The organism is Flagellimonas sp., from assembly GCF_965215805.1.
Classification (GTDB): domain Bacteria; phylum Bacteroidota; class Bacteroidia; order Flavobacteriales; family Flavobacteriaceae; genus Flagellimonas.
Genome location: NZ_OZ244124.1, coordinates 2,962,039 through 2,988,052 on the forward strand (window position 1 = coordinate 2,962,039; position 26,014 = coordinate 2,988,052).

Annotated in this window: 22 protein-coding genes; 7 read left to right on the forward strand and 15 right to left on the reverse strand. The window is 40.4% G+C overall.

Annotation, left to right across the window (positions count from 1 at the left end):
• Positions 1-26: 26 nt before the first annotated feature.
• Both ACOOE0_RS13050 and ACOOE0_RS13055 read right to left on the reverse strand, forming a co-directional pair.
• Entirely contained in the window at positions 27-1,286 is a 1,260-nt protein-coding gene (locus tag ACOOE0_RS13050) for a hypothetical protein (protein ID WP_420399344.1), read from the reverse strand.
• Positions 1,273-2,406: a glycosyltransferase family 4 protein gene (locus tag ACOOE0_RS13055; RefSeq protein WP_420399345.1), complete on the reverse strand. Its 1,134-nt coding sequence runs from the start codon at positions 2,404-2,406 to the stop codon at positions 1,273-1,275. The genes ACOOE0_RS13050 and ACOOE0_RS13055 overlap by 14 nt, the downstream gene beginning before the upstream one ends.
• Before the next feature lie 533 nt (positions 2,407-2,939).
• On the opposite strand from ACOOE0_RS13055, the gene ACOOE0_RS13060 reads away from it, so the two are divergent.
• Positions 2,940-3,944, forward strand: coding sequence for a heparin lyase I family protein (locus tag ACOOE0_RS13060; RefSeq protein WP_420399346.1), 1,005 nt, complete (start codon positions 2,940-2,942; stop codon positions 3,942-3,944).
• A 199-nt stretch (positions 3,945-4,143) separates the two neighbouring features.
• Here ACOOE0_RS13060 and ACOOE0_RS13065 read toward each other — a convergent pair whose 3' ends face one another.
• On the reverse strand, positions 4,144-5,052 hold the full coding sequence (locus ACOOE0_RS13065; RefSeq protein WP_420399347.1) for a sulfotransferase family protein: 909 nt from the start codon (positions 5,050-5,052) through the stop codon (positions 4,144-4,146).
• Between the two features lie 345 nt (positions 5,053-5,397).
• Between ACOOE0_RS13065 and ACOOE0_RS13070 the strand changes: the two genes are divergently transcribed.
• Positions 5,398-6,126, forward strand: a complete 729-nt coding sequence (locus ACOOE0_RS13070; protein ID WP_420399348.1) for a sulfotransferase domain-containing protein — start codon at positions 5,398-5,400, stop codon at positions 6,124-6,126.
• 147 nt (positions 6,127-6,273) lie between these two features.
• On the opposite strand, the gene ACOOE0_RS13075 is transcribed toward ACOOE0_RS13070, so the two are convergent.
• The 7 genes from ACOOE0_RS13075 to ACOOE0_RS13105 form a co-directional block, all read right to left on the reverse strand.
• Positions 6,274-7,602 (reverse strand): UDP-glucose dehydrogenase family protein, encoded by a 1,329-nt coding sequence (locus ACOOE0_RS13075; RefSeq protein WP_420399349.1) that lies wholly within the window; start codon positions 7,600-7,602, stop codon positions 6,274-6,276.
• Between the two features lie 221 nt (positions 7,603-7,823).
• On the reverse strand, positions 7,824-9,080 hold the full coding sequence (locus tag ACOOE0_RS13080; protein WP_420399350.1) for a sulfate adenylyltransferase subunit 1: 1,257 nt from the start codon (positions 9,078-9,080) through the stop codon (positions 7,824-7,826).
• 10 nt (positions 9,081-9,090) lie between these two features.
• A complete protein-coding gene (gene cysD / locus ACOOE0_RS13085) occupies positions 9,091-9,996 on the reverse strand; it encodes a sulfate adenylyltransferase subunit CysD (protein WP_420399351.1) in 906 nt (301 codons plus the stop codon).
• Positions 9,989-10,588, reverse strand: coding sequence for an adenylyl-sulfate kinase (gene cysC / locus ACOOE0_RS13090; protein WP_420399352.1), 600 nt, complete (start codon positions 10,586-10,588; stop codon positions 9,989-9,991). The genes cysD and cysC overlap by 8 nt, the downstream gene beginning before the upstream one ends.
• Entirely contained in the window at positions 10,573-11,001 is a 429-nt protein-coding gene (locus ACOOE0_RS13095) for a DUF2061 domain-containing protein (protein ID WP_420399353.1), read from the reverse strand. The genes cysC and ACOOE0_RS13095 overlap by 16 nt, the downstream gene beginning before the upstream one ends.
• 24 nt (positions 11,002-11,025) lie before the next feature.
• Positions 11,026-11,844 carry a 3'(2'),5'-bisphosphate nucleotidase CysQ gene (gene cysQ / locus ACOOE0_RS13100; protein WP_420399354.1) on the reverse strand — a complete coding sequence of 273 codons (819 nt, stop codon included), beginning with the start codon at positions 11,842-11,844 and terminating at the stop codon, positions 11,026-11,028.
• A gap of 181 nt (positions 11,845-12,025) precedes the next feature.
• On the reverse strand, positions 12,026-13,054 hold the full coding sequence (locus tag ACOOE0_RS13105) for an NAD-dependent epimerase (protein WP_420399355.1): 1,029 nt from the start codon (positions 13,052-13,054) through the stop codon (positions 12,026-12,028).
• Positions 13,055-13,485: 431 nt separating this feature from the next.
• Between ACOOE0_RS13105 and ACOOE0_RS13110 the strand changes: the two genes are divergently transcribed.
• Genes ACOOE0_RS13110 through ACOOE0_RS13125 form a run of 4 tightly spaced genes read left to right on the forward strand, consistent with a single transcriptional unit; the run spans position 13,486 to position 19,720 of the window.
• The gene (locus ACOOE0_RS13110; protein ID WP_420402229.1) at positions 13,486-14,574 is read left to right on the forward strand and encodes a DegT/DnrJ/EryC1/StrS family aminotransferase; all 1,089 of its coding nucleotides are present in this window, start codon (positions 13,486-13,488) and stop codon (positions 14,572-14,574) included.
• Positions 14,571-16,511, forward strand: coding sequence for a polysaccharide biosynthesis protein (locus ACOOE0_RS13115; RefSeq protein ID WP_420399356.1), 1,941 nt, complete (start codon positions 14,571-14,573; stop codon positions 16,509-16,511). Before ACOOE0_RS13110 ends, ACOOE0_RS13115 begins: the two co-directional genes overlap by 4 nt.
• A gap of 27 nt (positions 16,512-16,538) precedes the next feature.
• Positions 16,539-17,315 (forward strand): polysaccharide biosynthesis/export family protein, encoded by a 777-nt coding sequence (locus ACOOE0_RS13120; RefSeq protein WP_420399357.1) that lies wholly within the window; start codon positions 16,539-16,541, stop codon positions 17,313-17,315.
• A gap of 11 nt (positions 17,316-17,326) precedes the next feature.
• Complete coding sequence (locus tag ACOOE0_RS13125; protein ID WP_420399358.1) at positions 17,327-19,720, forward strand: GumC family protein; 2,394 nt, start codon at positions 17,327-17,329, stop codon at positions 19,718-19,720.
• On the opposite strand, the gene ACOOE0_RS13130 is transcribed toward ACOOE0_RS13125, so the two are convergent.
• Both ACOOE0_RS13130 and mnmE read right to left on the reverse strand, forming a co-directional pair.
• On the reverse strand, positions 19,721-20,461 hold the full coding sequence (locus tag ACOOE0_RS13130) for a tyrosine-protein phosphatase (protein WP_420399359.1): 741 nt from the start codon (positions 20,459-20,461) through the stop codon (positions 19,721-19,723).
• 50 nt (positions 20,462-20,511) lie between these two features.
• The gene (gene mnmE, locus ACOOE0_RS13135; protein ID WP_420399360.1) at positions 20,512-21,882 is read right to left on the reverse strand and encodes a tRNA uridine-5-carboxymethylaminomethyl(34) synthesis GTPase MnmE; all 1,371 of its coding nucleotides are present in this window, start codon (positions 21,880-21,882) and stop codon (positions 20,512-20,514) included.
• An 86-nt stretch (positions 21,883-21,968) separates the two neighbouring features.
• Between mnmE and ACOOE0_RS13140 the strand changes: the two genes are divergently transcribed.
• Positions 21,969-22,328: a DUF4870 domain-containing protein gene (locus ACOOE0_RS13140; protein ID WP_420399361.1), complete on the forward strand. Its 360-nt coding sequence runs from the start codon at positions 21,969-21,971 to the stop codon at positions 22,326-22,328.
• A gap of 49 nt (positions 22,329-22,377) precedes the next feature.
• Here the strand turns inward: ACOOE0_RS13140 and dnaN are convergent, their stop codons facing one another.
• The 3 genes from dnaN to gldF form a co-directional block, all read right to left on the reverse strand.
• Positions 22,378-23,496 carry a DNA polymerase III subunit beta gene (dnaN, locus tag ACOOE0_RS13145; RefSeq protein ID WP_420399362.1) on the reverse strand — a complete coding sequence of 373 codons (1,119 nt, stop codon included), beginning with the start codon at positions 23,494-23,496 and terminating at the stop codon, positions 22,378-22,380.
• Between the two features lie 118 nt (positions 23,497-23,614).
• Positions 23,615-25,282 carry a gliding motility-associated ABC transporter substrate-binding protein GldG gene (gene gldG, locus ACOOE0_RS13150; protein ID WP_420399363.1) on the reverse strand — a complete coding sequence of 556 codons (1,668 nt, stop codon included), beginning with the start codon at positions 25,280-25,282 and terminating at the stop codon, positions 23,615-23,617.
• On the reverse strand, positions 25,279-26,010 hold the full coding sequence (gldF, locus tag ACOOE0_RS13155) for a gliding motility-associated ABC transporter permease subunit GldF (RefSeq protein WP_420399364.1): 732 nt from the start codon (positions 26,008-26,010) through the stop codon (positions 25,279-25,281). The genes gldG and gldF overlap by 4 nt, the downstream gene beginning before the upstream one ends.
• Between the last annotated feature and the right edge of the window lie 4 nt (positions 26,011-26,014).

Consider the following 26,014-nt stretch of genomic DNA (forward strand, 5'->3'; position numbering starts at 1 on the left):
GAAAAGCGTATTCGGAGGTGAGGTTGTTATTTGCTGATTTTCATTACGCAAAGGGCCCTTTTCCCAGTATGCACTGAATCAAAACAGATATACTCCCCGCTTGGATCCATTCTAGGGTGTAGGTCGCAGCACCAGTGCTTGAAGTTTTGGGATTGAAATCGTTTAAAGGAGTTCAATCGAGCCAAAAGCACAACTTCATCTGTGTTGCAATCCACGCTGTATAAATTGGCCATTCTGTATTTGTCAGGATAGGTATCCGTTACAAAGGAATCATCGGTAATAAAACTTTGATGCCCATCTGAATTCAATCTAGGGTAGGCCACTCTTTTGTGTTTTTGTAAAGTAGGCTCTTCAAAAAGTACATGGCTATCAATGTTGCCAGTTCTACAATACGCGATTATTTGATTTTTATGGTTCCATACGTAATGCGAAACCATGTCATTGGTTGGCGCAACGTGACATTTTCTTGTTTCCAAATCAATGGTCAGTAACCTGGAATGCCTTTTGTTGGTGTAGGACACATCTGCCCATCGATGCAAGAAGGAGATATATCTGCCATCAGGAGAGAACAAAGTATGGGTTACAAAATGGTGGCAGTCTTCATACTCCGGGGTAAGCGTACCTATTTCCGTTAGTTCCTTGAGGCTAACCAGCATTTCCTTGGAATCCTTGTTTACATCCCCAAGAAACAATCCGGTGTTATCCGGGATTTTAATATCGTTAAAACTGTCGTCATCGTAAACAGCATAGCCGTAACCTGGCATTAATCGTTCCAACCTGCCATAACTGAAAGTAGCGGCATAGTTCCCACAAGCGGAAACAGAATCCATGGGAAAGGAAAGGGATTTCTCCGTGTTGGTACTTAAATCGTAAATCGTGGAAATTAGCTTGTCCCCACTTGCATTATTGTAAATGAGGCTGTTCTTCCCCAACCATTGCAAACGAGTTCCCTTATGGTAATTCCAAGCCAGGGTTTCACCAATTTTGACAAAATCCCCCATTTTACCATTAAATGGAAAATATCCTATTTCCAGTACATCTCCACGCGTGGGCATATGCAAGGGAATCGTCAGTTTATTCGCCAACACTTTGGAACTGTCATAGGAAAAAGGGGAAACGTCATGAAATCCAAAGAAATGGTTTTCCTTGGCATCTATCTCATTGATGGAATAGTCTTTTTTATTGGGGAGGATATCAAAAAAAGATTGGTATAAGTTTCGGATAGCAATCTTGATTTTTGGATTGCCTTTTACGGTATCGTAAACTAGTTTTTCAATCTTGTTCATTGTGCTGGTACATTGTTTTATAAAGATTTGCTATGCTGTTCCAATTAAAGGGCTTTACAATTTGGCTAAAATCCCTATAGGTTTTATAATTATTGACCATCTGTGTTATTCCATTGCAGATTTCTTCCAGATTATCCGGGTTCACGGATACCCCAACGCCTTTTCCTTCCAAGAAGCCGTCTATACCTTCACCAGAGGCATAAAGTACAGGTTTCCCTTGGGATAAGGCTTCTATGTAAACCAAACCAAACAGTTCTCCTTTGGCGGGCATGGCAAAAATATCAGCATGTCGATATGCTTGCAGCAGTTTTTCCTTGTCCTTGATTTTTCCTTTGTAATCTACCCAATCGTATGGTTTTATCTCGTTTAAAAAGCTGTTGTAGAATTCCTTTTCGTATTGGTTTTCTCCTCCAACAACTGTCAGGTGGTACTCCTTATCCGTGGTTTCATTTAGTTTTTCAAGGGCCTGAATCAAAGGGAGCACATTTTTCCTTTGCATAATCTGTCCCACGTATAGCAAATTGACTCTTTTGTCCAATGATTTCCCAGATGGATTTTGAAGATTTTCCAGCCAAAAATCGTTGATTCCATTGGGCATGATTTTGACTTTGGGGGAAATCTTGGATATAAACGCATCCGACATCATCTGGAAGAGTTTATCCCGATAGGTAGGTGAAATGAAAATAACTTGTTCCGCTTCCTCAAGCACCTTTTTGGCCTTGAACCTTCGGTGGTACATATACTTATATTGCAAAGCGATGTCCGTGGTACGGACAGCCACAATATACTTTAGACCAAACTTCTTCTTTAGATTATAGGCCACCACACCATCCGTAAATAGATTATGTGCATGTATAAAGTCTACGTCCTGATGCGCTTTTTTTTGGATCAGGGCATTGGTGATCTCTTTGATCTTTCGGAAATAGTTATACTTGTGGTTGGGTTTTATGACCTTCTCAAAAATCAGTTCCCCTTGATTTAAGTCCACTTCGTTTTCCGGTTTCCTGTCCGTCTTGATGGGAATGTAGACCCGTTGTTCCAATTCAGCATCCAATGTGGAATACAATTGGGAATAGAGGTGGTTATCTATATAATATGCATTGAGGTGGAGAATCTTCATTGATAAACGATCTTTGAAATATAGTTAATGTGTTAGCGTTTTACCGCTTCAATTTGAACCTCACATAAGTGCGCTGCTAAAATACTAGTTTACGGATTACTGGCCCCACTATATTTATGATTTATTCTGAACGTTAAGAAGAAGGAAATGTTGTTGAAATGTTTAAGTTGGTAATAGACAAAGCCATTTGGTTTTTTGGGCGGGCAAGCTTGGAATCAAAGTAGTTTGGAGTACCGCTAAACGGTTGTAAACCCCCGTTCAAAATTCCTTGGTGCAGTATTGGTTTATCTCGGAACAGCCTGAATTTCAACGATCCAAATCTTTATGAAATGTTAAATAAATATGTAGTTCATCGAATAAAAAATCGATGAACATCCAAACCCATGTAAATTACCGTACTTTGAAAACGAATTGAAACCCAATATTGCACTTTAACCAAATTAATGGGCATTTCATCGAAAAAATTTAGCAGTAATCCATTTATAAACCCTGAATCGAATTACTCGACATTTACTTAACCTAATTATATTGCCATGCTGAACACTAATACCCCACTCAAAGTGTTTTCTTTACTAATTTACATTCTAATATTTAATCTTTCTTGTGCCAAGGACTCGGACTTGTTCTATGATGTTATCCAAGAGGAAACAGAAACGAACAAGGAGATAGAGGAAAGCAATAATGAAGATGAAGATGCGTCAACCGGTGAAGAAGATACTTCCGAAGAAGACAATACTTCAGAGGAAGATAATACGGACAACGGAGAAGACAATACTGATGACCAATCCAAAGGACAAGGCTCCTTAATTTGGTATTCAGATTTTGAAACAGATCAGTGGAACCTAAGTGGATCAGGTGACAATATCTGGGAGTATGAAGCAAATAGGGGAGAACCACATACTACCTCAGATTCAAGAGCTGGCTCCAAAGCGGTTCATTTGGGTGATTACAATAATCACGTTACTAGAAATGAAATCCATAGAAATAGATTGTCCGATTGGGGCGAGCATTGGATAGGTTTCTCCATGAAAGTGAAAAAAGCTGCCCAAAGCTCCAGGGTTTATGCCCAGTTTAGAAACATGAGGCCAGAAGGTGCTCCTGATCACGGAGGTATCAATCCTGTTACCTTACGACAAGGTTCCAATGGGAAAATGTTTTTCGCCACTGCAACAGATGAATCAAAAGTTAATGTGGTTCAAGACAGTGGGGCAAGCACGGGTACAGAAAGTACACACTTCAACTATAATCTTGATGAATGGATTGATATTGTGATCCATTGGGAACTAGACCCTGCTGATGGATTTTTGGAAATCTGGGTAAACGGGGATAAGATTGTTGACGAAACTGGAACCACAACCTACAAATACGCCAACGTAAGTGGAATTCCCTACACTGGAGAAATCAAGCACACCATTGGAGTTTATTGGTCATCAAAAAATTCCCCTCAAGGAGATGTTTACTTTGATGAATATAAGGTCTGGAAAGGACCAGGGACTTACGAAAATGTAAGTCCAGGAGGCCTTAGTCCCAATAACTAATCTCAATCACAACAGGTACCACATTGTTGATTTTGGACCCTATTCAGTGGTTTAAGAGTGGAACCTTTACAACCTAACCTTTACAAAGCATAGCATTGCTGTGAGCCGTCCTTTCTGTGACGGAGAATAAGCACTTCTGCGACCTTTGGAAAAATTGGAATGTACTTCGGTAATTGGATTTAACCTATTTGTGGGCAGATTATATGAATCTGTAGCCGTAAATCAACATTAGAGGCCAACAGAAAATGCGGATAAGAAATTTGTAAAAAATAGGCATCGGCCGTTTCTTACCTTTCTTGGTACTAAATACAAAGGTCTCGCTATTTCTTACGCCATTGCCTCCAATGGTATGTCCAAAAGTTAAAGGGTGGCCATTGATCACGGAATCACGGACCTCACTAAGGTCTATTTCCAAAAACCTGGAGAGTTTTTCGAAAATAACCTCTGGTTTTGCACCAAAATCTTCATATTTGACGAGCATCACCTTTTTTGGCCTTATTAATTTAATCAACCCTATCATGGTATTACCTACCATCCAAGATATGGCTTCCACCGTCATATACAAAGGGGCCAGTTTTGGATTGAGATAGGTTTTTCGAAGAAACTTATAGCCTTTACCTCTTCCTATGAATTTATATTTACTTGCAGCAACCCCATCCGGGTGTTTGACCAAGTGTATGATTTTGGAGTCATCATAAAATTTGGCAAGCCATAAAGCCCTGTTGGGATTTTTTGAGGAATCAAGTATGGCTTTTTTTCCAGCTACCTCCAACAATCCTTGGGTAAATTGCTCTGTATCTTTCACCAATTCCCTATTGAATTTGGATTTACCAAATAAGGTGTCCATAAATTCCTTGACATGTCCTGATTTTACCGTGTCTTTGGCAAACTTGTCCCAACTCTGTCCGGTCTTTGACTCGTAATTCTGACGAACACTGGTCCAATAGCCGCAATCATTCATTCCCTTTCCACAACTACACATAGCATTGAACCTTCCCAGTCCGGAAACCAATTCACCGACGCTTTCAATTGATTTGGAATTTCCAAGCATCGCGTCAATAACGGTACTGCCACTGCGTCCTCGGCCTGTAATGTATATGTATTTCATCAAGAAATTAAAATTGGTTTTTCCGATTCAAAACTACTGAAAAAATAGTTGGATGATGTGCAAACACGTTTAAAGGAATAAATACTCGGGAAACTGAAAATGACTTAAAGTTTCCCATTTTTGGATACCATTAAAACAGGTGAACCCTGCAAGGTTTCCACGGTTATTTTACCCCATTTCCTGTTATTTGTTTATACGGATTAAACCCCTAATTTTTACAAATGGTTGAGAACATCTGAAATAATTGCCGCTTCAACAAATACTTTCCGGGTATTGGCGTTATGAGTTTTAAATTCAATAAATTGGCGTCTCAATTTTTGAACTAAACGGGAATAAAACATAAATATGATAGTAATTGCAAATGGTGCGTTCAAGTCAGGTTCTACCTGGCAGCGAAATTTGTTAAAAGGTTTGATGGATTTTCAGCCACTACCTGAAAATTTTCAAAGCAAGAAGCATGATAGCTTTGTTGGTATTGATCGTTTGGCAGATATTGTTAAATCCTCGGAGATTAAATCGAACAACTATTTGGCAAAAGGACATATTTACAAAAAAGACCACATAGAATTGCTTGCCAGCAACGTGGATGATGTAAAAGTATTCATGATTCAGCGGGATATTCGGGACGCCATAGTTTCCCATTATAACCACTTCATTAATGTGCGCTCCTTTAAACCATCATTTAAGACCTATTATTGGTTGGTTGGACGCTATAAGGCCATACAGTTAGCAAAGTACAATAAGAATTGGGCATCATTTCAAAACAATGTCTTTCATTCAACCTTTGAATCCTTAAAAAAGGACACTCCAGGAGAATTGAAACGGTTTGCGGAATTTCTTGGTGTTACCCTAGACCAGAAGCAAATTGAGGATATCATTGAAACCAACAGTATTAAGAAGGTAAGGGAGAATTCTCCACGCAAATGGTTTTTTAGAAAAGGTGAAATTGGGGATTATAAGAATTACCTAACGGCTTCAATGGAAAAGGATTTGGAAAGAATCCAAAAAAAGAACAACCTATTGGACAAACTGGGTTACTTCCTCATTTTTGAACTAAGGCGCAGTTTATCCTAACCGGTTGTACGCGCAACAATGAAGCTCCAATATAAAAATATAGAAAGATCGGTCTTTTCAGTTTAAGACTTGGATAAGACAAAAAAAGGGCTGGATTTTAAAATCCAGCCCTTTTTACTTTCGATTTATACACTTGTTTGAAGCGTATTACTTTTTCCCAATTTGGAAATACTCAAAACCAAGCTCTTCCAACGTTTGGTCATCGTACTGATTTCTTCCATCAAAAATAATGGGTTCGTTGAGCTGTTGTTTGAGCTCTTCAAAATCCGGTGCTCTAAACTCTTTCCATTCCGTGAGCAGAATCATGGCATCTGCCCCTTGTAAGGTTTCATATTTGGAATTACAATAGGAAACATTTGGAACGTCTTTGAGGTAAAACTCCTGTGCTTCACCCATTGCTTTTGGGTCATAAGCTTGGATACTGGCCCCTCTTTCAACCAAATCCTTGATGATATAGATTGCTGGTGCTTCCCGCATATCATCTGTTTGTGGCTTAAAGGCCAATCCCCAGACGGCAAAGGTTTTTCCTTTAAGGTCCTCCCCAAAACGATTCACCACCTTCTTTGCTATTACAAACTTCTGGTCATCGTTAACGTCTTCAACCGCACCGATTATTCTAGCGGAATAACCGTGTTCCTGGGCTGTTTTTTTCAGGGCCTTGACGTCTTTTGGAAAACAGGATCCCCCGTATCCACTTCCAGGATAGATGAAACTATATCCAATTCTGCTATCCGAACCAATTCCTACGCGTACTTTATTAACATCCGCACCTACCAATTCGCAAATGTTGGAAATTTCGTTCATAAACGAAATTTTGGTAGCCAACATGGCATTGGCAACGTATTTGGTCATTTCTGCAGAGCGAACGTCCATAGTGATCAAACGATCTGTGCTACTTCTAAAAAATGGGCTGTACAAATTGCGCATCTTTTTGGTGGATTCTTCATGATCGGAACCTACCACCACGCGATCAGGTTTCATGAAGTCATTTATGGCATCACCCTCCTTTAAAAACTCAGGATTTGAAACCACATGAAAGTCAATGTCCGCATTTCTGGAATCCAGTTCTTTTTGAACCGTTTCCCTTACCTTATCTGCAGTGCCAACGGGCACAGTTGATTTATCAACAATTACCAAGGAATGCTGCATGTTCTGCCCAATCTCCTTGGCCACCTGCAACACATACTTTAGATCGGCAGAACCGTCTTCGCCCATTGGAGTACCTACAGCAATAAACGCGATATCACATTTATCAAGATTCTCAGCCAATTTGGTACTGAAGTGTAGTGTTTTGTTCGCAATATTTCTTTCGACCATGGCCTCCAAGCCAGGTTCGTATATTGGGATGATTCCGTTTTTAAGATTTGTGATTTTCTTTTCGTCCACATCGATACAGGTAACTCTGTTACCCATTTCAGCGAAACAAGTTCCACTCACAAGACCTACATATCCGGTACCAATTATTGTAAGATTCATTTTGTGTTATTTTTTAAACAATGTAAATGTCATAATAATAATGACAGAACCATCAAATTATTATTTAATGAGAATAAATTTGTTTTGGGGGATTTTGATTTTTCATTTGAGCACTTAACAAACACTACATCTTGATGCTAACTTTTTAAGGTGTAGCGGACAATTTCCATTAAATCCAAAAGGCAGTCATTGTCCAAAGCCGGCACATTTAAAAGCTAGGATTAAATAATCATACCCGCGGCAACTGTTTCGTTGGTGTTTTCGTCAATCAGAATTAAATTCCCTGTGCTTCTATTGTCCCTATAGGAATCTATCATTAAGGGTTTCGTTGAACGTATGCGTACTTTACATATATCGTTCATACCTATTTCCTTGTCTTCCATATTTCGCCCAAGGGTCTCAATATCAATTTTGTACAGCACCTCTTTGATCATGGCTGTTTGCTCATTACTCGTGTGCTTTAAGGTGTATTTGGCCCTGGGTTTTGCAGGATCGTTGTTCATCCAGCACAACATCACCTCCAAATCCTGGGCAGGTTCCGGCTTATTGTTGGACCTAACGATCATATCGCCACGACCAATATCGATATCGTCTTCCAAAGTCATGGAAATTGACATGGGAGCGTAGGCCTCTTCAAGCTCACCATCTGGCCCTTCAATAGTTTTGATTTTTGAGGTAAAGCCAGAAGGCATTACGGTAATTTCCTCACCTGGTCTGAAAATACCACTGGCTATTCTACCGGCGTATCCGCGATAGTCAATGAACCCTTCTCGTTGTGGACGCAATACGGTCTGTACTGGGAAGCGTGCATCAACGCTGTTGAAATCACTGCTGATATGAATGGTTTCAAGGGTATGCAACAAAGGTGCGCCTTTATACCAAGGCATGTTTTCGGACCTGTTCACCACATTATCCCCCAACAGGGCACTAATTGGAATAAAGCGTACGTCCTTTACCAACAACTTTGATGAGAAATCTTGAAACTGCTTTATAATGTCATTATATACTTCCTCCTTGAAATCTACAAGGTCCATTTTGTTGATACAAACCACCAAATGGGGAATTTGTAACAGGGAAGCAATAAAAGAGTGCCTCTTTGTTTGTTCAATAACCCCATGTCTTGCATCAATTAGAATAATGGCGGCATTGGCGGTAGATGCACCAGTGACCATATTTCTCGTATACTGAATGTGTCCAGGTGTATCGGCTATAATGAATTTTCTCTTGGGAGTGGTGAAATAGCGGTAGGCTACGTCAATGGTAATACCTTGCTCACGCTCGTCTTTTAGACCATCCGTGAACAATGCCAAATCCAAGCCGTCATGACCTTTTTTTAAGCTGGTATTTTCAATGGACTCCAATTGATCTTCAAAGATTGATTTAGAGTCATATAGAAGCCTTCCAATTAGTGTGCTTTTTCCGTCATCAACACTTCCGGCTGTAGTAAATCTTAATAGTTGACTATTGTTTAATTCCATATCTATTTTTCTAAAAATACCCTTGTCTTTTTCTGTCTTCCATTGCGCTTTCAGAGCGTTTGTCATCGGTTCTATTGCCTCTTTCGGTCTGTCTCATACCAGAAACTTCCGCAGCAATTTTTTCCAGTGTATCAGCATCTGATTCTATACCACCAGTGATGGTAATATCACCAAGTGTTCTAAATCGAACTTTCTTGGTTACGATTTCTTCTCCATCCTCAAGCTTTAAAAACTCCGAATTGGGAATCCATGCATCGCTTCTCCAAACTACTTCCCTTTCATGGGCATAGTACAATGAAGGTATTTCGATTTGTTCGCGTTTGATGTAGTTCCAAACGTCCATTTCTGTCCAATTACTAATAGGGAACGCTCTAAAATGTTCTCCTTCAAAATGTTTTCCATTGAAAAGGTTCCACAGTTCAGGACGCTGGTTTTTTGGGTCCCACTGGCCAAAATCGTCTCGGTGGGAAAAGAACCGTTCCTTAGCCCTTGCCTTTTCTTCATCTCGTCTTCCACCGCCAATGGCACAGTCTACCTTGTGTTCCTCAATAGCGTCCAAAAGGGTGGTGATCTGCAAGGCATTTCGGGTTGCACTTTTTCCTTTCTCTTCGGCAACTCTACCTTGGTCTATGGATTCCTGAACAGAACCTACAATAAGATTCACACCAAGCTGTTTTAGGATATCATCCCTGAATTGGATGGTCTCCGGGAAATTATGACCCGTATCCACATGCATCAAGGAAAATGGAATTTTGGAAGGAAAGAATGCTTTTTTTGCCAAGTGGGTCACTACAATGGAATCCTTTCCTCCTGAAAAGAGGATCACGGGATTCTGAAATTGTGCCCAAACCTCCCGTAACACGAAGATGGCCTCGGACTCTAACTCGTCTAAATAGTTTAAATAGTACTTACTCATTTTTGAGTCTTATTTGGTTCTTTATCTTATTATATATGATGTCAACAGATTCATCTATGCCATATTCATTTGAGACCTCCACGTCCGGATTCTTAGGCGCTTCATATGGCGCTGAAATTCCAGTCATGTTTTTGATCTCACCTTTGCGTGCCTTTGCGTACAGCCCCTTTACATCCCTTTGCTCGCATACCTCCAAACTAGTGTTCACAAACACTTCAATATAGTTGTCCGGCCCTACGGTTTGCTTTATGAATTCCCTGTCTTTTTCGTAAGGGGCAATAAAGGCTGCGAGGGTTACAACACCTGCATCAATAAAGAGTTTAGAGATTTCGGCAATGCGCCTAAGGTTTTCTGAGCGGTCTTCAGGTTTAAACGTGAGGTTGCTGTTAATGCCCTTGCGAACATTATCCCCATCCAACACATATGTTTTAACGCCATCCTTATGGAATCGTTCTTCCAAAGCATTGGCCAAAGTGGATTTCCCCGAACCGGAAAGCCCCGTGAAGAAAACAAGAACTGAATTGTGTCCATTCAGTTTTCTCCTTTTTTCTACATCGATCTTATAGGAATGGGCAATTATATTCTTTTCCATGTTTTTGATCTAACTATTTTGTCAAGTCCAAAGTTGATACGGTACCATGCCCTTTCATGGTAGTAGTACAATATCATTTTGGTGATTACTTCCAGGGTTCCAATCTTCAATCCTGTAAGCGGGTTTCCAGAGATTATCCAAGAAATTACAATTGTATCAAGAGTACCGATCACACGCCAGGAAACGGTCTTGAACAAATGTCGTTTTCTACTTTCGGGCATCTTGATTCTTACCCAAGCCCTTTCGTGGAGGTAATACAAAACCATTTTGGTAAAAACCTCTGAAAAACCAATCTTAAGTCCAGTGGCAGGGTTCCCTGTAATAATCCAGGACAACACTATGGTGTCCAGGGTTCCTACCAACCTCCAGGTGATGGTTTTGGCAATATGTCTTTTATGGGATATTCTACCCATAAATCCAGAGATCTTACCCACAGCTTATTGGCTTACTAAAAAATAGGGGTTCAACAAATTTTCTTTATTATAAGGTAATTCCTCATTGGTCTGTTGGGAAATCACCTTTAATCCAACTGCATTGCAAATCGCATGGCCGGCTGCAGTATCCCACTCCATGGTTGGAGCAAATCTAGGATAAAAATCAGCCTTGCCTTCGGCGACTAGACAGAATTTAAGCGAACTTCCCTTGGAAACAACTTCTATTTCATCAAAGTCATTTTCAATGGATGAGATAAAATCAAGTGTATCTTGGTTCATATGCGAGCGACTGCCTACAACGCGAGCCAACGCTTTAGTTGATTTGCTTATAGAAATACGATCTTCTTTCGCAAATAGTTCATTTGTAAGATTGAGTTCTTCATCTAAGATCGTTTTATAAGCAATCTTTTTGGTAACATCTGCGTAATAAAGTTCACGGCTAACAGGAACATAGATCACGCCTAGAACAGGTCTTCCCTTCTCACAAAGGGCAATGTTCACGGTAAATTCGCCATTTCGCTTGATAAACTCCTTGGTGCCGTCCAGTGGATCTACAATCCAACATTTATCCCAATGCTTTCTATCATCGTATTCCAGGTTTTTGTTTTCCTCGGAGATAATAGGAATATCGGTTTCAACCAGATATTGGTTGATAAGGGTGTTGGCCGCAGTATCCGCCTCAGTCAAAGGGGAACGGTCATCTTTTATTTCCAGTTCAAAATCGGGTTTTCTATAAATTTCCATAATAGCCGAACCACCGGAGATGGCGGCTTTGATGGCTATTTCAATAGGTTCGGTAAATGATTGTGTGTTGTTTTTCATATGATGACAAAATTCAAAAATACAGTCAGCAATAACAATTTTTGACACGTTTTTACGGTGTATGTTTAAAAAAATCGATTATCATGAACAATTCTAAATTTTAAGGTTGCTTCAGGGGGGTGAGAGTATCGGATGAAAGTAAAAAATTACAAATGAATGGCAATTTACGTCAGTATAACTTTTAAACCTTATAATATTGTTTGTACCAGTTTATAAATTCTTGTACCCCATTTTCTATCCGTGTGTCAGGGCTGTAGTCATAATCTTTGATAAGCTCATCCACATTGGCCCAGGTTTTACTAACATCACCAGGTTGCATGGGCAGCATATCTTTTTTGGCTTCAATCCCCAAGCTCTTTTCAATTGCTTTGATAAAAGCCATTAGCTTAACGGATTTGTTGTTGCCAATATTGTAAACCTTGTACAATTCCCCAGTGGACTTTCTTTCTGTAACATCCTTGGCCACCACGCGTACTACACCTTCCACAATATCGTCTATATACGTGAAGTCCCTTTCCATTTCACCACTGTTGAATACCTTAATGGGTTTGCCCTTTAGCATGGCATCCGTAAAAAGGAACATGGCCATATCTGGTCGGCCCCATGGACCGTATACCGTAAAGAATCGAAGACCTGTTGTTAAGAAACCATATAAGTGGCTGTAGGTGTGTGCCATAAGCTCGTTGCTCTTTTTTGTGGCTGCATATAGACTGATAGGGTGGTCTACATTATCTGAAGTATTAAAAGGTATCTTTTTGTTTAAGCCATACACACTTGAACTACTGGCATACACAAGATGTTTTACCTTATTATGCCTACAACCTTCCAATATGTTCAAGAAACCCACCACATTGCTATCCACATAAGCTTCAGGATTTTCAAGACTATATCGAACACCGGCTTGCGCGGCAAGATGGCAAACCACATCAAATTTTTCGGTATCGAACAATTTTGGCAATTCGGTGCGATCTTCCAGATTCATTCTAACAAATTTGAACTGGGAAGAATGAATGGAACTTTCTGAAATGGAATTGAATTTTTCAGCTTGGGAAGGGTCTATTCCCAGTTCTTTTAACCGAGCATATTTAAGACCCACATCGTAGTAACTATTAATGTTGTCAAGTCCAACTACTTGACAATTTTGCGCTATCAACTGGGCCACTGTATGAAATCCAATAAACCCAGCTGCCCCAGTTACCAATACCTTCATTCAATTCTGTTTTTTGAGGTTATACTATTTAATGTATGGATGCGATTTTATTGAGCGGCCAAATTAAATAATTACGAGGAAAGTATACCTTATTTATAGTACGGTTAGTTGTAATACCCGATAAACGGATGAACGGTAATTCCCCGCCTTCTTTATTTGGAAATGAAGGGGTCAACTAAATGGTAATGGCATTCAATCGATTTTTTTTACATGTTCGGCGAAATATCACATGGTTTTGATCCTAACTCTATGTTAAGTTGGTAACTTTAGTTTTTAATGTGACTCTTGAGTTAATTTTCAACGAATTGCAGTCCCCTTAATTAAAAGTTTTTAGTACCTGATTTGATAAAAATCTATTAGTTACAACTAAAGTAAAACCACTGAACTTGGAAACCGAAATTCAATCTAAAATTTGGCTGTCCTCGCCGCATATGGGAGGAACGGAACTTTCTTTTGTCCATGAGGCCTTTGATACCAATTGGGTAGCACCATTGGGGCCAAATGTTACTGGATTTGAGGAGGATATTGAAAACTATCTGGGACATGATGTACATGTGGCGGCTTTGAGTTCGGGAACCGGGGCCATACATTTAGGCCTTAAGTTGCTTGGAGTTTCTGCTGGGGATGAGGTGCTTTGCCAAAGTTTTACGTTTTCAGCATCAGCAAACCCTATAACTTACCTCGGCGCAAAACCGGTCTTCATTGACAGTGAGTCGGAAACCTGGAACATGTCGCCCAAACTTCTTGAGGAAGCCATTATTCAAAGAATATCATCCGGAAATAAACCGAAGGCTATTGTAACTGTTCACCTCTATGGAATGCCCTATAAGGTGGAAGAGATTCATGCCATAGCAAACGATTATGGCATCCCTGTTTTGGAAGATAGCGCAGAAGCCCTGGGTAGTACCTACGGTTCAAGGCCGTGTGGTACTTTTGGGGATATAGCCATATTATCTTTCAATGGAAACAAGATCATTACAACTTCTGGAGGAGGTGCCCTGGTATCCAAAAGAAAAGAGTACAGGGACAAGGCAATCTTTCTGGCAACCCAAGCACGGGACAAAGCTGTTCACTATCAACATTCTGAGATTGGGCACAATTATAGAATGAGTAATGTATTGGCCGGAATTGGAAGAGGTCAGATGCAAGTTTTGGATGATAGGGTTGCAGCAAGGAGGAATAACTATAGATTCTATACCGAACAACTTCGTGAATTTGATGAGATATCCTTTCTGGACGAACCTTACGGGATGTTCAGCAATAGATGGTTGAGTTGCATTCTCACACCTTCTTATGAGGTAAGGGAAAAGATCCGCGTGGCCTTGGAGCTTGAGAACATTGAATCCAGACCGCTCTGGAAGCCCATGCACCTGCAACCGGTTTATGAAAAAGAAGTTAGCTTTTCCGATGGCACTTCGGAAGACCTCTTTAAAAGAGGCCTGTGCTTACCAAGTGGTTCCAATTTATTGGAACAGGACTTGGAGCGCATTATTAAAACAATAAAAATTGCTCTTTCATGATACAGAACTACCTAACTAATACTGTAGAAAGATATGCCTCCAAATGGCTGGTGTTGGCAATTGACGTGGTCATTGTGGCATTTTCATTTGTACTGTCGTATTTTATACGCTTCAACCTGACATTCAATTTTGATGTAGATAAACTTTTTGTTCAACTACCTTGGGTCTTGTTCATTGCTTTGATTTCCTTTTTAATGATAGGCTCTTACAAGGGCGTTGTGAGACATACGGGAATGCGGGATGTTTACAACATCTTCAATGCCATTTGCTTGGCAAGTATCTTTACGATTTTCCTTGTTCTGGCAAACAGAAAATTTCAATTGGCGGACAATTTTACCATTCCATTGTCCATCATTATCATAAACAGCCTTATTTCTTTTGTAACCCTAGTTGCATCCAGGTACGTTTTTAAAACACTCTTTCATGGATTTATAAAAGAGAATGGATTCAACTCTGCCAAAAACGTGGTGATCTATGGTGCAGGCAATTCGGGGATTTTGACCCACGGAGCACTGACCAATCATTCCAAGAGTAATGTAAAGGTGGTGGGTTATGTTGATAAGGACAAGAAAAAGATTGGCAAGTTGATCAACGGTGTCAATGTTTATGGCCCAGAAATTCTGACCAAGGATTTCATTTCCAAAAAGAGAATTTCCGAGGTCATTTTTTGTATCCAAAATATAGATCATAAAAAACTCAACCAATTGGTTGAGGGCTTGGTTGATTTTCCTGTACAGGTTAAGATTATCCCTCCTGTTGAAGACTGGATCAATGGAGAATTGAAGGCATCTCAGATTAAAACGGTTCAAATTGAAGATTTACTGAACCGCAAGCCTATTGCCATAACCAATTCCAAAATAAGTGAGGAAGTAAGGGATAAGGTGATTTTTGTTACAGGTGGAGCCGGATCAATCGGAAGTGAAATCGTACGACAAATATGCAGATATAACTTCCGTTCCCTTGTTATAATTGATCAGGCGGAATCCGCTTTGTACGACCTACAGCAGGAATTGAAGCAGAAGGGATATCATAATTTTATTCCGATAGTAGGAGACGTGAGGGATAAAAATAGGATGAATTATATCTTCCAGGAGCACAAACCGGATTTGGTTTTCCATGCAGCTGCGTATAAGCATGTACCGTTAATGGAGTATAATTCCTATGAAGCAATCAAAATAAATATTGCTGGTACAAAAACCATAGTAGATCTGGCCATTCAGTACAATATTGACAAGTTTGTACTGGTATCCACAGACAAGGCGGTGAACCCAACCAACGTTATGGGGGCTAGTAAAAGAATTGCGGAAATCTATGTGAGTTGCAAGCAGCAAGAAAGCAAGACCAAGTTTATCACCACCCGTTTTGGCAACGTATTAGGTTCCAATGGCTCTGTGATTCCCTTGTTCAGAAAGCAAATTGAACATGGAGGCCCCATTACCTTGACCCATAAAGAGATTACACGTTACTTTATGACAATTCCTGAAGCTTCCCAATTGGTTTTGGAAGCGGGAGCCATGGGCAAAGGAGGGGAGATCTTTATTTTCGATATGGGTGAATCTGTTAAGATTTACGACTTGGCAAAGAACATGATCAAGCTATCAGGTTTGAGTTACCCCGAGGACATTGATATTAAGGTAACCGGTTTAAGGCCAGGTGAAAAGTTGTATGAAGAACTGTTGGCAAATGGTGAAAATACACTACCGACCTATCACGAGAAAATAAAAATAAGTAAGACGAGAGATTTGGATTATGTAGACTTACGATCTAAAATTGATGAACTTTGTATTAGTAACTTGTTTTTCAGTGAAAACACTATTCAACTAATGAAAAGTATAGTTCCCGAATATATTTCGAAAAATTCAAAACTTTGCGAATTGGATAAAGATGAAAAGGTTAGTTTTGAAAAAAGTACCCTTGTAAAACCAACTAGTTCGTAATTTTTAAATTAAAATTAGATAATCAACATGTTTAGATTTAACAGCAGCCCGATCAAAAGTTATAGCTTTTGTTTATTGTTTCTAGTCCTCGCTTCATGTGCCTCAAGAAAAGATGTAGTATACTTTCAGGATACAGGGGACTTCGAAACTTTGGTCAATAACAATACTTCCGTATCCAAATTTAAGGTGGATGACTTGGTTTCCATTCACGTATCTTCCTTAAACCCTGAAGCCAGTGCACCTTTCAATCTGTTCAGGGGAGCTTCGGAAAGTGGCTTTAGGCCGGAACAGGTAGACTATTTGGTGGATCAGGACGGAGAAATTGATTTTCCCGTGATCGGTAAGCTAAAAATTGAGGGCTTGTCCCCAGAGGAATTGAGGGCTGTTTTACGTGATCGATTATCAGATTATCTGAAAGACCCTATTATTAACATAAGACTCCGCAACTTTACCATTACGGTACTTGGAGCGGTAAACAGACCAGGTACATACCCAGTAAATGGAGAGCAAATAACCATTTTGGAAGCACTTGGTCTTGCTGGGGATTTAACTATACGAGGTGTTCGGGAAAACGTTTTGGTGGTTAGGGATTTTAATGGGACAAAGGTATATACCCGTATTAATTTGACCTCTAAGGAAATGATAAAGTCCCCCGTTTATTACTTAACCCAAAATGATGTGGTATACGTGGAGCCCAACAAATCTGGTATTCAGGAAACATCGTTGGATGAGAGAGCATCTATCTATGTTTCTATTATTTCGTTGGTGATTACTTCCACAGTATTGATGATTACAAGAAGTTAAATTGGATTTTAATGAAAACTGAAAATTCGGAAGCTCTCCATAGTAACGAGACCACCAGCGACCTACTTAAGCCAATTTTAAAGAATTGGAAATGGTTTGTTGCATCCATTTTTGTAGCTATTCTACTTGCCTTTTTATATATCCGCTATGCTGTGCCGGAATATGGCATACATGCAAAAATTAAGATTCTGGAAGATCAAAACTCGACTTCGGAGTTGGGAGCGTTCAGCGACCTTGGAGTTTTGGGTGGAGGTCGAAACAACGTACAGGATGAAATCGAATCCCTTAATTCCAGGATGAATTTGATGAAGGTGGTAGAGGAGTTGGGACTGAACACCAAGGTAATTGCTCTTGGAAGCATAAAAAACACCGTTTTGTATGACGACCAACCCTTTAATGTAAGTTTCTTGGCCCCTGATTCCATTGTACAAAAAACGGAGCACGAATTTTTCATCACTTTGGACTCCCAAACCTCGTTTGATTTTGCCAACGAGGAGGATGCTCCTTTTAGCAAAGAATCCTTTGGAACACCAATTGCCTCTTCTTTGGGCGATTTGATCATAACTCCAAAGAGTACTTTGGATATTGAGAAGCTCAAGGGAAAAAAATATAAGGTCAAGGTAAGTCCTATTGCAAATGTGGCGGAATATTATCAGAGGAATATTCTGATTACGGTCACCGACATGCTTTCCAACATTATTTCAATCAATCTTAATGATGCGGTAAAAAAGCGAGGTAAGGATGTAATAAACACCCTGATTTCCATTTACAACCAAAATGCGGTTGATGACAAAAAGGCAATCGCTGATCGGACCTCTGATTTTATCAATGACCGAATTGCTGATATTTACGGGGATTTGTCCAATGTGGATCAAAGTGCAGAGGATTTTAAATCCGGAAGGGGAATTACCGACATAGGTGCGCAAACCAATGTAAACCTGAACATAGGTGCAACCAACCAACAGGAGCTTCAAAATGCATCTGTTCAATTGGATATCGCATCTAGTATGAAAGACCTTGTGGACGGACAGAATGGCTACGAGTTACTTCCGACCAACGTAGGACTTAACGACGAAACCATTGCGGGTACAACAGCTCGATATAATGAACTGGCTTTGGAGCGTAAACGACTCCTTGAAAGTTCCAATGAAAAAAACCCCATTATTGTAAACTTGGATAGGCAGTTGGATGGTTTAAAGCGAAGCATGAAGTCCAGTTTAAATAGCGTGGAAAACAACCTGACACTTCAGGTAAATAGTCTAAGCAGTCAATTATCCAGAATAAACTCCCGTATATATTCCGCTCCTAAAAATGAAAGGGCGCTCCGCGATATTACGCGTCAGCAACAAACCACAGAGTCTTTATATCTGTATTTGTTGCAAAAACGGGAAGAATCCCAGATTACCTTTGCTTCTGCTTCGCCAAAATCGAAAATTATTGATTCGGCTTATCTGATGAGCAAAGACCCAGTTTCTCCAAAGAAACCGGTTATCTATTTGGCTTCATTCATTCTGGGCCTCTTGGTTCCTTTTGGGTTTTTCTATCTGAAGGATATGATGGACAATAAGGTGCACAATAAGATTGAGCTTGAAAAGGCAATTTTCAACAAGGCGCCTGTCATTGCAGAATTGCCTAAAATTGGCAAAAAGGCAAGCAAATTGATCAATGGAATGGATCGCTCCGTCTTGGGTGAATCCCTCCGAATATTGAGAACCAACCTGAACTATGTTCTTAAAAATAAGAATGGTCAGGAACGTGGTCATATGATTTTGGTTACCTCCAGCGTTCCTGGAGAGGGGAAAACTTTTATCTCCTCCAATTTGGCAATGGTATTTGCCAGCACAAAAAAGAGAGTACTGCTAGTTGGAGCTGATATTAGAAACCCTAAACTTCAAAACTTCTATTCGGATCTTGGACTAAGGATGAATGGGGAATTGGGTGCCAATGGAAAATCCAAAAAAGGTTTGACAGAATTTCTGCATGATGACAATCTTCAGTTCAAGGATACCATTACCCCTGCTGTCATCAATGATAACAAGGTGGATATTGTGTTTTCTGGAAAGATTCCGCCAAATCCGGCTGAGTTGCTCATGAGTGGTAGACTAAAGGAATTTATGGACCAGGCCATTGAAAAATATGACTACGTGGTTGTGGATTCTGCCCCAATGCTTGTGGTTACGGACACCTTGTTGATTAGCGATTTTGCCCATCAGATTTTATACGTGACCAAAGCTGGTGTCACCGACCGTAAAGTATTGGAGTACCCCATTAAGCTTGTGGATGAGAAAAAGGTCAAGAACCTGTCCTTTGTGGTAAATGGCGTTAAGGAAACCAATTTGGGGTATGGCCGAAACTATGGTTACGGTTATGGAAGAACGGTCAAGAAGTGGTGGAACTTTAATTGATCAGTAAAAGGTCTGAATCGTATTTTCTATAACAGGTAGTATTTTACCCAGCACTTTTTGGGACACATTGATTTCCTTTAATGCAGTAATATGTCGTATATGATGGGCATCTGAAGCACAGTAGTCGTAAAGCTCGTCTTCCAACAATTTAAGGGCTACCCTTTGTATTTCAGAACCGTAATATCCAGAAACCGACAGCAAGTTTAGCTGCAGTTGAACCCCATTTGATTTAAGCTCCGAGTAAATTTGGGGTTGTTGATGGAAGTAGCTGTATCGCTCTGGATGCGCTAAAATAGGAAAGTACTTCTGCTCAAAGATTTTTTTGACTGCATTGTCAAAGCCAAAGGCGGGCTGTAAATACGACATTTCTACTAGAAGATGCTCGGTTTTTAGTGGTACAACCCCATTGTTTTCCAACAAAGGCTCAAATTCGTCATCGATCATATGTTCCGCGGCATAATCAATTTTGACATTTTCAACATCTTGTTGCTCCAATTCACTTTGAAGTAGCTCAAACGAAGTATTAATAGAATCGGGAGTATTGGGATAGTAGTGGTTCATGATATGCGGGGTAAACACAAAATTGGTCACCCCGTATGCCGCAAATGCCTTGATGAGCGATAAGGATTCATCCACCGTTTTTGCACCATCATCAATACCCGGTAGAATATGGTTGTGAATATCTACCAGCCCATGAAGATAATCCGCTAAAAAAACTTTTCTATTAAAAAAGTTGAACATGCATAAAATTTGGAATCCAAAGATAATGGATATCTCGACTACACAAAGATCTATTTTCCAATACAGAAATTGGAGAAGATGTTACCCAAGAGGTCATCGGTAGTGACACTTCCGGTTATTTCGCCCAAATGATAGAGTGCTTGCCTAATGTCTATTGCCATAAGATCGCTGGAGAGCCCCATGTCCATACCTTCTTTCACCTTTTGAATTTCCTCTAAGGCCTTTAGTAAGGCATCATAGTGTCTACTGTTGGAAACAATCGTGCCATCCCCACTCAAAGCCCCCGACACCACTAGGGAGGACAGTTTTTGCTCCAACTCTGGAACACCTGTCCTATCCTTGGCAGACAGGAACAACAAATCCGAAACGGAACGCTGTATTTGATTCCGTTCAGCCTGGGTCAACAAATCCACCTTGTTGCAGATAGGAAGCACCTCCTTGCTGGGGTATTTACGTTTAAGGTCTTCCAACTCCTCTACATCAAAATCCAAACCGTCGAAAAGGAACAAGATCAACTTGGCGTTTTCAATTTTGTCGAAAGTCTTTTCAATCCCAATTTTCTCCACCATATCCTGGGTTTCCCTGATTCCAGCCGTGTCAATAAACCGGAAATTGATTCCTCCAAGGTTAATCTGGTCTTCGACAGTGTCTCGAGTGGTTCCGGGAATATTGCTCACTATAGCTCTTTCCTCATTCAATAGGGCGTTGAGCAATGTGGATTTGCCTACATTGGGCTTGCCAACAATAGCAATGGGAATCCCATTTTTAATGACGTTGCCAATGGCAAAGGAATCAATTAGTTTTTTTAGAACTTCACTTATTCGATTGAGCAGCGCATTGAATTGGGTACGATCTGCAAACTCCACATCTTCTTGTGAAAAATCCAATTCCAGTTCAATCAAGGAGGCGAAGTTTAGAAGTTCCTCGCGTAATTTTTGAATTTCATTGCTAAACCCACCCCGCATTTGCTGGACAGCTATTTCATGCGAAGCTTCACTGTCACTCGCAATCAAATCGGCAACTGCTTCGGCCTGGCTCAAATCCATTTTACCATTTAAAAAGGCACGCAAAGTAAATTCACCGGCAGTGGCCATACGGCATCCCGTTCTCAAAAACAATTGGATTAGCTGTTGCTGAATATATGGAGATCCATGACAGGATATTTCCACTACATTTTCTCCGGTATAGGAATTTGGGCCCTTAAATATGGACACCAGCACTTTGTCCAGTACTTTTCCCTGATGTACTATATGACCCAAATGGATGGTGTGACTCTTTTGTTTGGTGAGGTCTTTGGGTTTTATGGGTTCAAAATGTTCGGAAACCAAGGCAATGGCTTCAGGCCCGGAAATTCGGATAATAGCAATGGCTCCAGTACCTGGAGGCGTGGCCATGGCAACAATGTTATCGGAATATGACATGTGCGTAAAAGTACGAAATACCCAAGAGGTGTAACATTTGGGCGCAAATCACCACTAATAAGGTACATCATTAAAATCAATCAAAAATGGAAGTCATTAATCAAAATGTATTACGAAAGGACAACACGTTGTTGTCCGTAGCTCACTTGACCCAGTTGCTACATTATGTTACCGGGTTTGGAGGATTTATTGTCCCTCTTGTTATTTGGCTGTCTTCAAGGAAGACCGTTGAGGGGATGAACGAACATGGAAAGGCCATTATTAACCTACAACTAAGTCTATTACTGTACATTATTGTCAGTATTCCGGCCATCCTTTTGGTAGGTTTGGGATTGGTAGGCCTTCTTGGTGTAGCCATACTGGGTTTTGTATTGCCCATAGTCAATGCAATAAAAGCGTCCAATGGGGAACCACCATCTTACTTTTTAACAATCCCCTTTGTATAAAAAAGGCTGGAATTCAAATTCCAGCCTTCCTATTTTATAAGTTGATTTCTTAACTGTTCAGCATCACTGGCATCACCAGCATGGTCACATGTTCTCCCTCGTCCAGACCATCGATGGGAGTCAAGATACCCGCTCTGTTGGGCAAACTCATTTCCAAAGAAACATCTTCAGAGTTTAGATTGTTCAACATTTCCAGTAAGAATCTGGAGTTGAAACCAATTTGCATGTCGTCTCCTTGATAGGAGCAGGACAAACGCTCTTCTGCCTTGTTGCTGTAGTCCACATCTTCTGCGGAAATATTTAACTCGGCGCCCGCAATTTTTAATCGAATTTGGTGCGTGGTCTTATTGGAAAAAATGGAAACCCTCCGAACAGAACTCAGGAACTGATTCCTTGAAATGGACAGTTTGTTGGGATTTTCCTTTGGAATTACGGCTTCATAATTGGGATACTTACCGTCAATCAGTCTACAAATCAATTCAGAATTGTCAAATATGAATTTGGCATTACTGTCATTGTACTCTATGGTTACCTCAGATTCAGAGCCCGCCAAAATTCCTTTTAAAAGATTCAAAGGTTTTTTGGGCATGATGAACTCTGCAACCTGGGAAGCTGTAACATCTTGACGCTGGTACTTAACCAATTTATGCGCATCGGTGGCCACAAAAGTTAGATTTTCCGTGGAAAACTGAAAGAACACCCCGCTCATCACAGGTCTTAGGTCATCATTACCTGCAGCAAAAATGGTTTTATTGATTGCGGTGGCCAGAATATCGCCCAAAAGAGTTGTTGTACTTGGATTGGAAACTTCCACGGCTTTCGGAAACTCAGCTCCATCCGCATAGGCCAGGGCATACTTACCATGATTGGAACTGATTTCAACTGTATTGTTGTCCTCGACCACAAAGGTGAGGGGCTGCTCTGGAAAAGTCTTTAAGGTATCCAATAGCAAACGTGCTGGAACCGCTATGGCTCCTTCCGCATCAGAATCCACTTCAAGAACAGAACTCATGGTGGTTTCCAAATCGGATGCCGATACGGTCAACTTGTTCTGTTTTAAATCAAAAAGAAAGTTGTCCAAAATGGGCAAAGTGTTGCTGTTGTTGATGACACCACCCAAGACTTGCAATTGTTTTAATAAATATGTGCTGGATACAATAAACTTCATTCAAGAAATTCTTTAAACATGGTTTCCTGTTGAATTTGTTAAGTCAAACAGGCTTTCAAAATGGATAAAAACAAATATATCTTAAAAGGACATAGCAAAGAAACAAACTTATCAACAGCTAAACGGCAAATTTCCGCTTTCTGTAGAGTCCAAATAGGATTCCGAATACCAAGGTTAAAAGTACTGGGATTGCTATGTTTATGACCTGCCATTTGCTTTTTTGCTCTGCAATTTTCTCAACATCCAAAAGAGGAATGGAAACCCTTCTATTTCGAATGTTTATAAGTCCAGTATCATCCAAGAGAAAATTAATGCAATTCACCAAAAATTCCTTGTTTCCATAAGAACTATTGGTCCATTTATCATAACCCAATTCCAGCGGAACACCATTGCGGAGTTGGTTTTTGATGACATCTCCATCAGAAATTACGATCATCTTGTTGGATGACCCCTCTTCAAGCGTGTTTTCCAATTCAACAGGCTTGACTCGGTTTTTGAACATGGAAACAAAGTCGCCTTCAACAAGGACAGCCAAAGGTTGGTTACCATCAGTATATGATTCTCGATTAGGAGGTTGATTCAAAATGTCCAAACCAATGGGTTTAGGGGTTCCTTCTGTCTTGGATAGGGGAGAACTTCGGAGCAATACGGTATGATTATAGTCGTTTTCCAGCACTTCCATGGCGTTGGCAAATTGATAACGAACCGCCTCTATATTGGTGTTGATAGGGTGGTTGTTCTGTGAGAACACCATGGGGTTGTAATACCAAGGTACAGGATTGTATTGGGAATCATTCCCATCTCCCGAAGCCAAAACAATCTGGGTGAAGTACATATCGTTCACCAAAACGGGATTGATACGCACCCCAAATTTGAAGAAAAAGTCCTTCAGGTTAAGCTCCCTGGGTAAGGCAATGGCATTGCCACCGCCCGCAAATATACTGTCCAGTTCCATGGCCACCTGATCCATAAGCCATATGGATTTACCACCGTTCACCACAAACTGGTCCAGGACGTATTTTTCTTCATCAGTAAAAGCCTCCGTGGGCTTGGCTATCAAGGCCAGATCAAAACCTTTGAGTTGATCCAAAACCGATTGGGGGTTGGCAGCTACAGAGTCCAAGGTAATTGCACCAATATTGTAGTAGTCCCGAATTGTGGTGAGATAATCAGCAATATGGAGGTCGTCCAATTCCCCATTTCCTTTGATAACGGCAACGCGTTTTTTTTCTGATATACTCAGTTTGGTAAAGGCATCCGCAAATGCATATTCCAATTGCTGAACGGAATTGTTGACGCGATCCTCCATGGTAGAGCCCAATTTGTTCTTGAGCAATGGCACTTTTACGGTCTGGTTTTGATAGTTGACAATGGCCCATGGAAAGACCAATTCTTGGGACACTTTTCCATTTTCCTCCACCGTAACCCGGGCAGGTTCCAAACCAATACGTTGTAAATCAGAAATAGTCTGCTGGGTGTTGGTTTCGTTCTCCAAAGGATCCACCAGATTAAACTGTATGTTTTCGTTTTTAGAGGTGTAAGACTCCAACAACTGAATGGTCTCAACCTTTAATTTTGAAAATTCCGGAGGAATATTCCCGTCCAAAAGAACATCCACGACTACCGGGGAATCAAATTTTTGGGCCACAGCGATTGCAGGTTCCGAAAGCGTAAATCGTTTGTCCTCAGTAAGATCAAAACGGGCGTAAAGAAAGCTCCCAATCAAATTAAGAATGACAACCACTGCCAAGGCCTTTCCCACTGAAATCAAAAACTTTCCGCTCATTTGGTCAATTGTTTAAGACGTTGATGGGTTAGGAAAAGAAACAGGAGGGTAATGGAAATAAAGTATACCAAATCCCTGGTATCCAATACCCCTTTGGAAATTCTGTTGAAATGCGCGCTGCCTCCAATATCTTGAACCAATTGTTGTGTTTCACCTGAGGAAAATAAAGAGGACATCGCATCAAAGCCATTAAAAAGCAAAAAACTCAGGACAATTCCCAGGATAAAAGCAATAATCTGACTCTCCGACAGGGTTGAGGTGAAAACACCTATTGCGGTAAAGGCAGCTATCAAAAACAGCAGTCCGAAGTAAGACCCCAAAACAACCCCAAAATCATAGTTGCCTTCAATAATACCTAGCTCCGAAATGGCGAAAACATAAACCAGGGTAGGTAATATGGCTATAACACAAAGGAAAAAAGCACCCCAAAACTTGCCCAGTACCAACTTCCAAATGGAAATAGGCTTGATTAGGAGAAGCTCCAACGTACCAGCCTTACGTTCTTCCGAAAAACTCTTCATGGTCACCGCAGGAACCAAAAAAGTGAAAATCCAGGGTGCCAATAGAAAGAAGTTGCCCAAATCCGCAAAACCATAATCAAAGATGTTGTACGCTCCTTTAAATACCCACAAAAAAAGTCCATTGAGCAATAAAAAGAGCCCAACGATCAAATAACCGATGGGAGAGGTAAAAAATGATTGGACTTCTCTTTTAAAAATGGCAAACATGCTG

Bases quoted from the DNA above. Each gene is read 5' to 3' on its own strand.
- ACOOE0_RS13080 (WP_420399350.1), bottom strand. From the start codon at position 9,080: ATGGAATTAAACAATAGTCAACTATTAAGATTTACTACAGCCGGAAGT.
- cysD (WP_420399351.1), bottom strand. From the start codon at position 9,996: ATGAGTAAGTACTATTTAAACTATTTAGACGAGTTAGAGTCCGAGGCC.
- ACOOE0_RS13110 (WP_420402229.1), top strand. From the start codon at position 13,486: ATGGGAGGAACGGAACTTTCTTTTGTCCATGAGGCCTTTGATACCAAT.
- cysC (WP_420399352.1), bottom strand. From the start codon at position 10,588: ATGGAAAAGAATATAATTGCCCATTCCTATAAGATCGATGTAGAAAAA.
- dnaN (WP_420399362.1), bottom strand. From the start codon at position 23,496: ATGAAGTTTATTGTATCCAGCACATATTTATTAAAACAATTGCAAGTC.
- ACOOE0_RS13055 (WP_420399345.1), bottom strand. From the start codon at position 2,406: ATGAAGATTCTCCACCTCAATGCATATTATATAGATAACCACCTCTAT.
- ACOOE0_RS13115 (WP_420399356.1), top strand. From the start codon at position 14,571: ATGATACAGAACTACCTAACTAATACTGTAGAAAGATATGCCTCCAAA.
- ACOOE0_RS13050 (WP_420399344.1), bottom strand. From the start codon at position 1,286: ATGAACAAGATTGAAAAACTAGTTTACGATACCGTAAAAGGCAATCCA.
- mnmE (WP_420399360.1), bottom strand. From the start codon at position 21,882: ATGTCATATTCCGATAACATTGTTGCCATGGCCACGCCTCCAGGTACT.
- ACOOE0_RS13120 (WP_420399357.1), top strand. From the start codon at position 16,539: ATGTTTAGATTTAACAGCAGCCCGATCAAAAGTTATAGCTTTTGTTTA.
- ACOOE0_RS13095 (WP_420399353.1), bottom strand. From the start codon at position 11,001: ATGGGTAGAATATCCCATAAAAGACATATTGCCAAAACCATCACCTGG.
- ACOOE0_RS13125 (WP_420399358.1), top strand. From the start codon at position 17,327: ATGAAAACTGAAAATTCGGAAGCTCTCCATAGTAACGAGACCACCAGC.
- ACOOE0_RS13130 (WP_420399359.1), bottom strand. From the start codon at position 20,461: ATGTTCAACTTTTTTAATAGAAAAGTTTTTTTAGCGGATTATCTTCAT.
- ACOOE0_RS13075 (WP_420399349.1), bottom strand. From the start codon at position 7,602: ATGAATCTTACAATAATTGGTACCGGATATGTAGGTCTTGTGAGTGGA.
- gldG (WP_420399363.1), bottom strand. From the start codon at position 25,282: ATGAGCGGAAAGTTTTTGATTTCAGTGGGAAAGGCCTTGGCAGTGGTT.
- gldF (WP_420399364.1), bottom strand. From the start codon at position 26,010: ATGTTTGCCATTTTTAAAAGAGAAGTCCAATCATTTTTTACCTCTCCC.
- ACOOE0_RS13060 (WP_420399346.1), top strand. From the start codon at position 2,940: ATGCTGAACACTAATACCCCACTCAAAGTGTTTTCTTTACTAATTTAC.
- ACOOE0_RS13140 (WP_420399361.1), top strand. From the start codon at position 21,969: ATGGAAGTCATTAATCAAAATGTATTACGAAAGGACAACACGTTGTTG.
- cysQ (WP_420399354.1), bottom strand. From the start codon at position 11,844: ATGAAAAACAACACACAATCATTTACCGAACCTATTGAAATAGCCATC.
- ACOOE0_RS13065 (WP_420399347.1), bottom strand. From the start codon at position 5,052: ATGAAATACATATACATTACAGGCCGAGGACGCAGTGGCAGTACCGTT.
- ACOOE0_RS13105 (WP_420399355.1), bottom strand. From the start codon at position 13,054: ATGAAGGTATTGGTAACTGGGGCAGCTGGGTTTATTGGATTTCATACA.
- ACOOE0_RS13070 (WP_420399348.1), top strand. From the start codon at position 5,398: ATGATAGTAATTGCAAATGGTGCGTTCAAGTCAGGTTCTACCTGGCAG.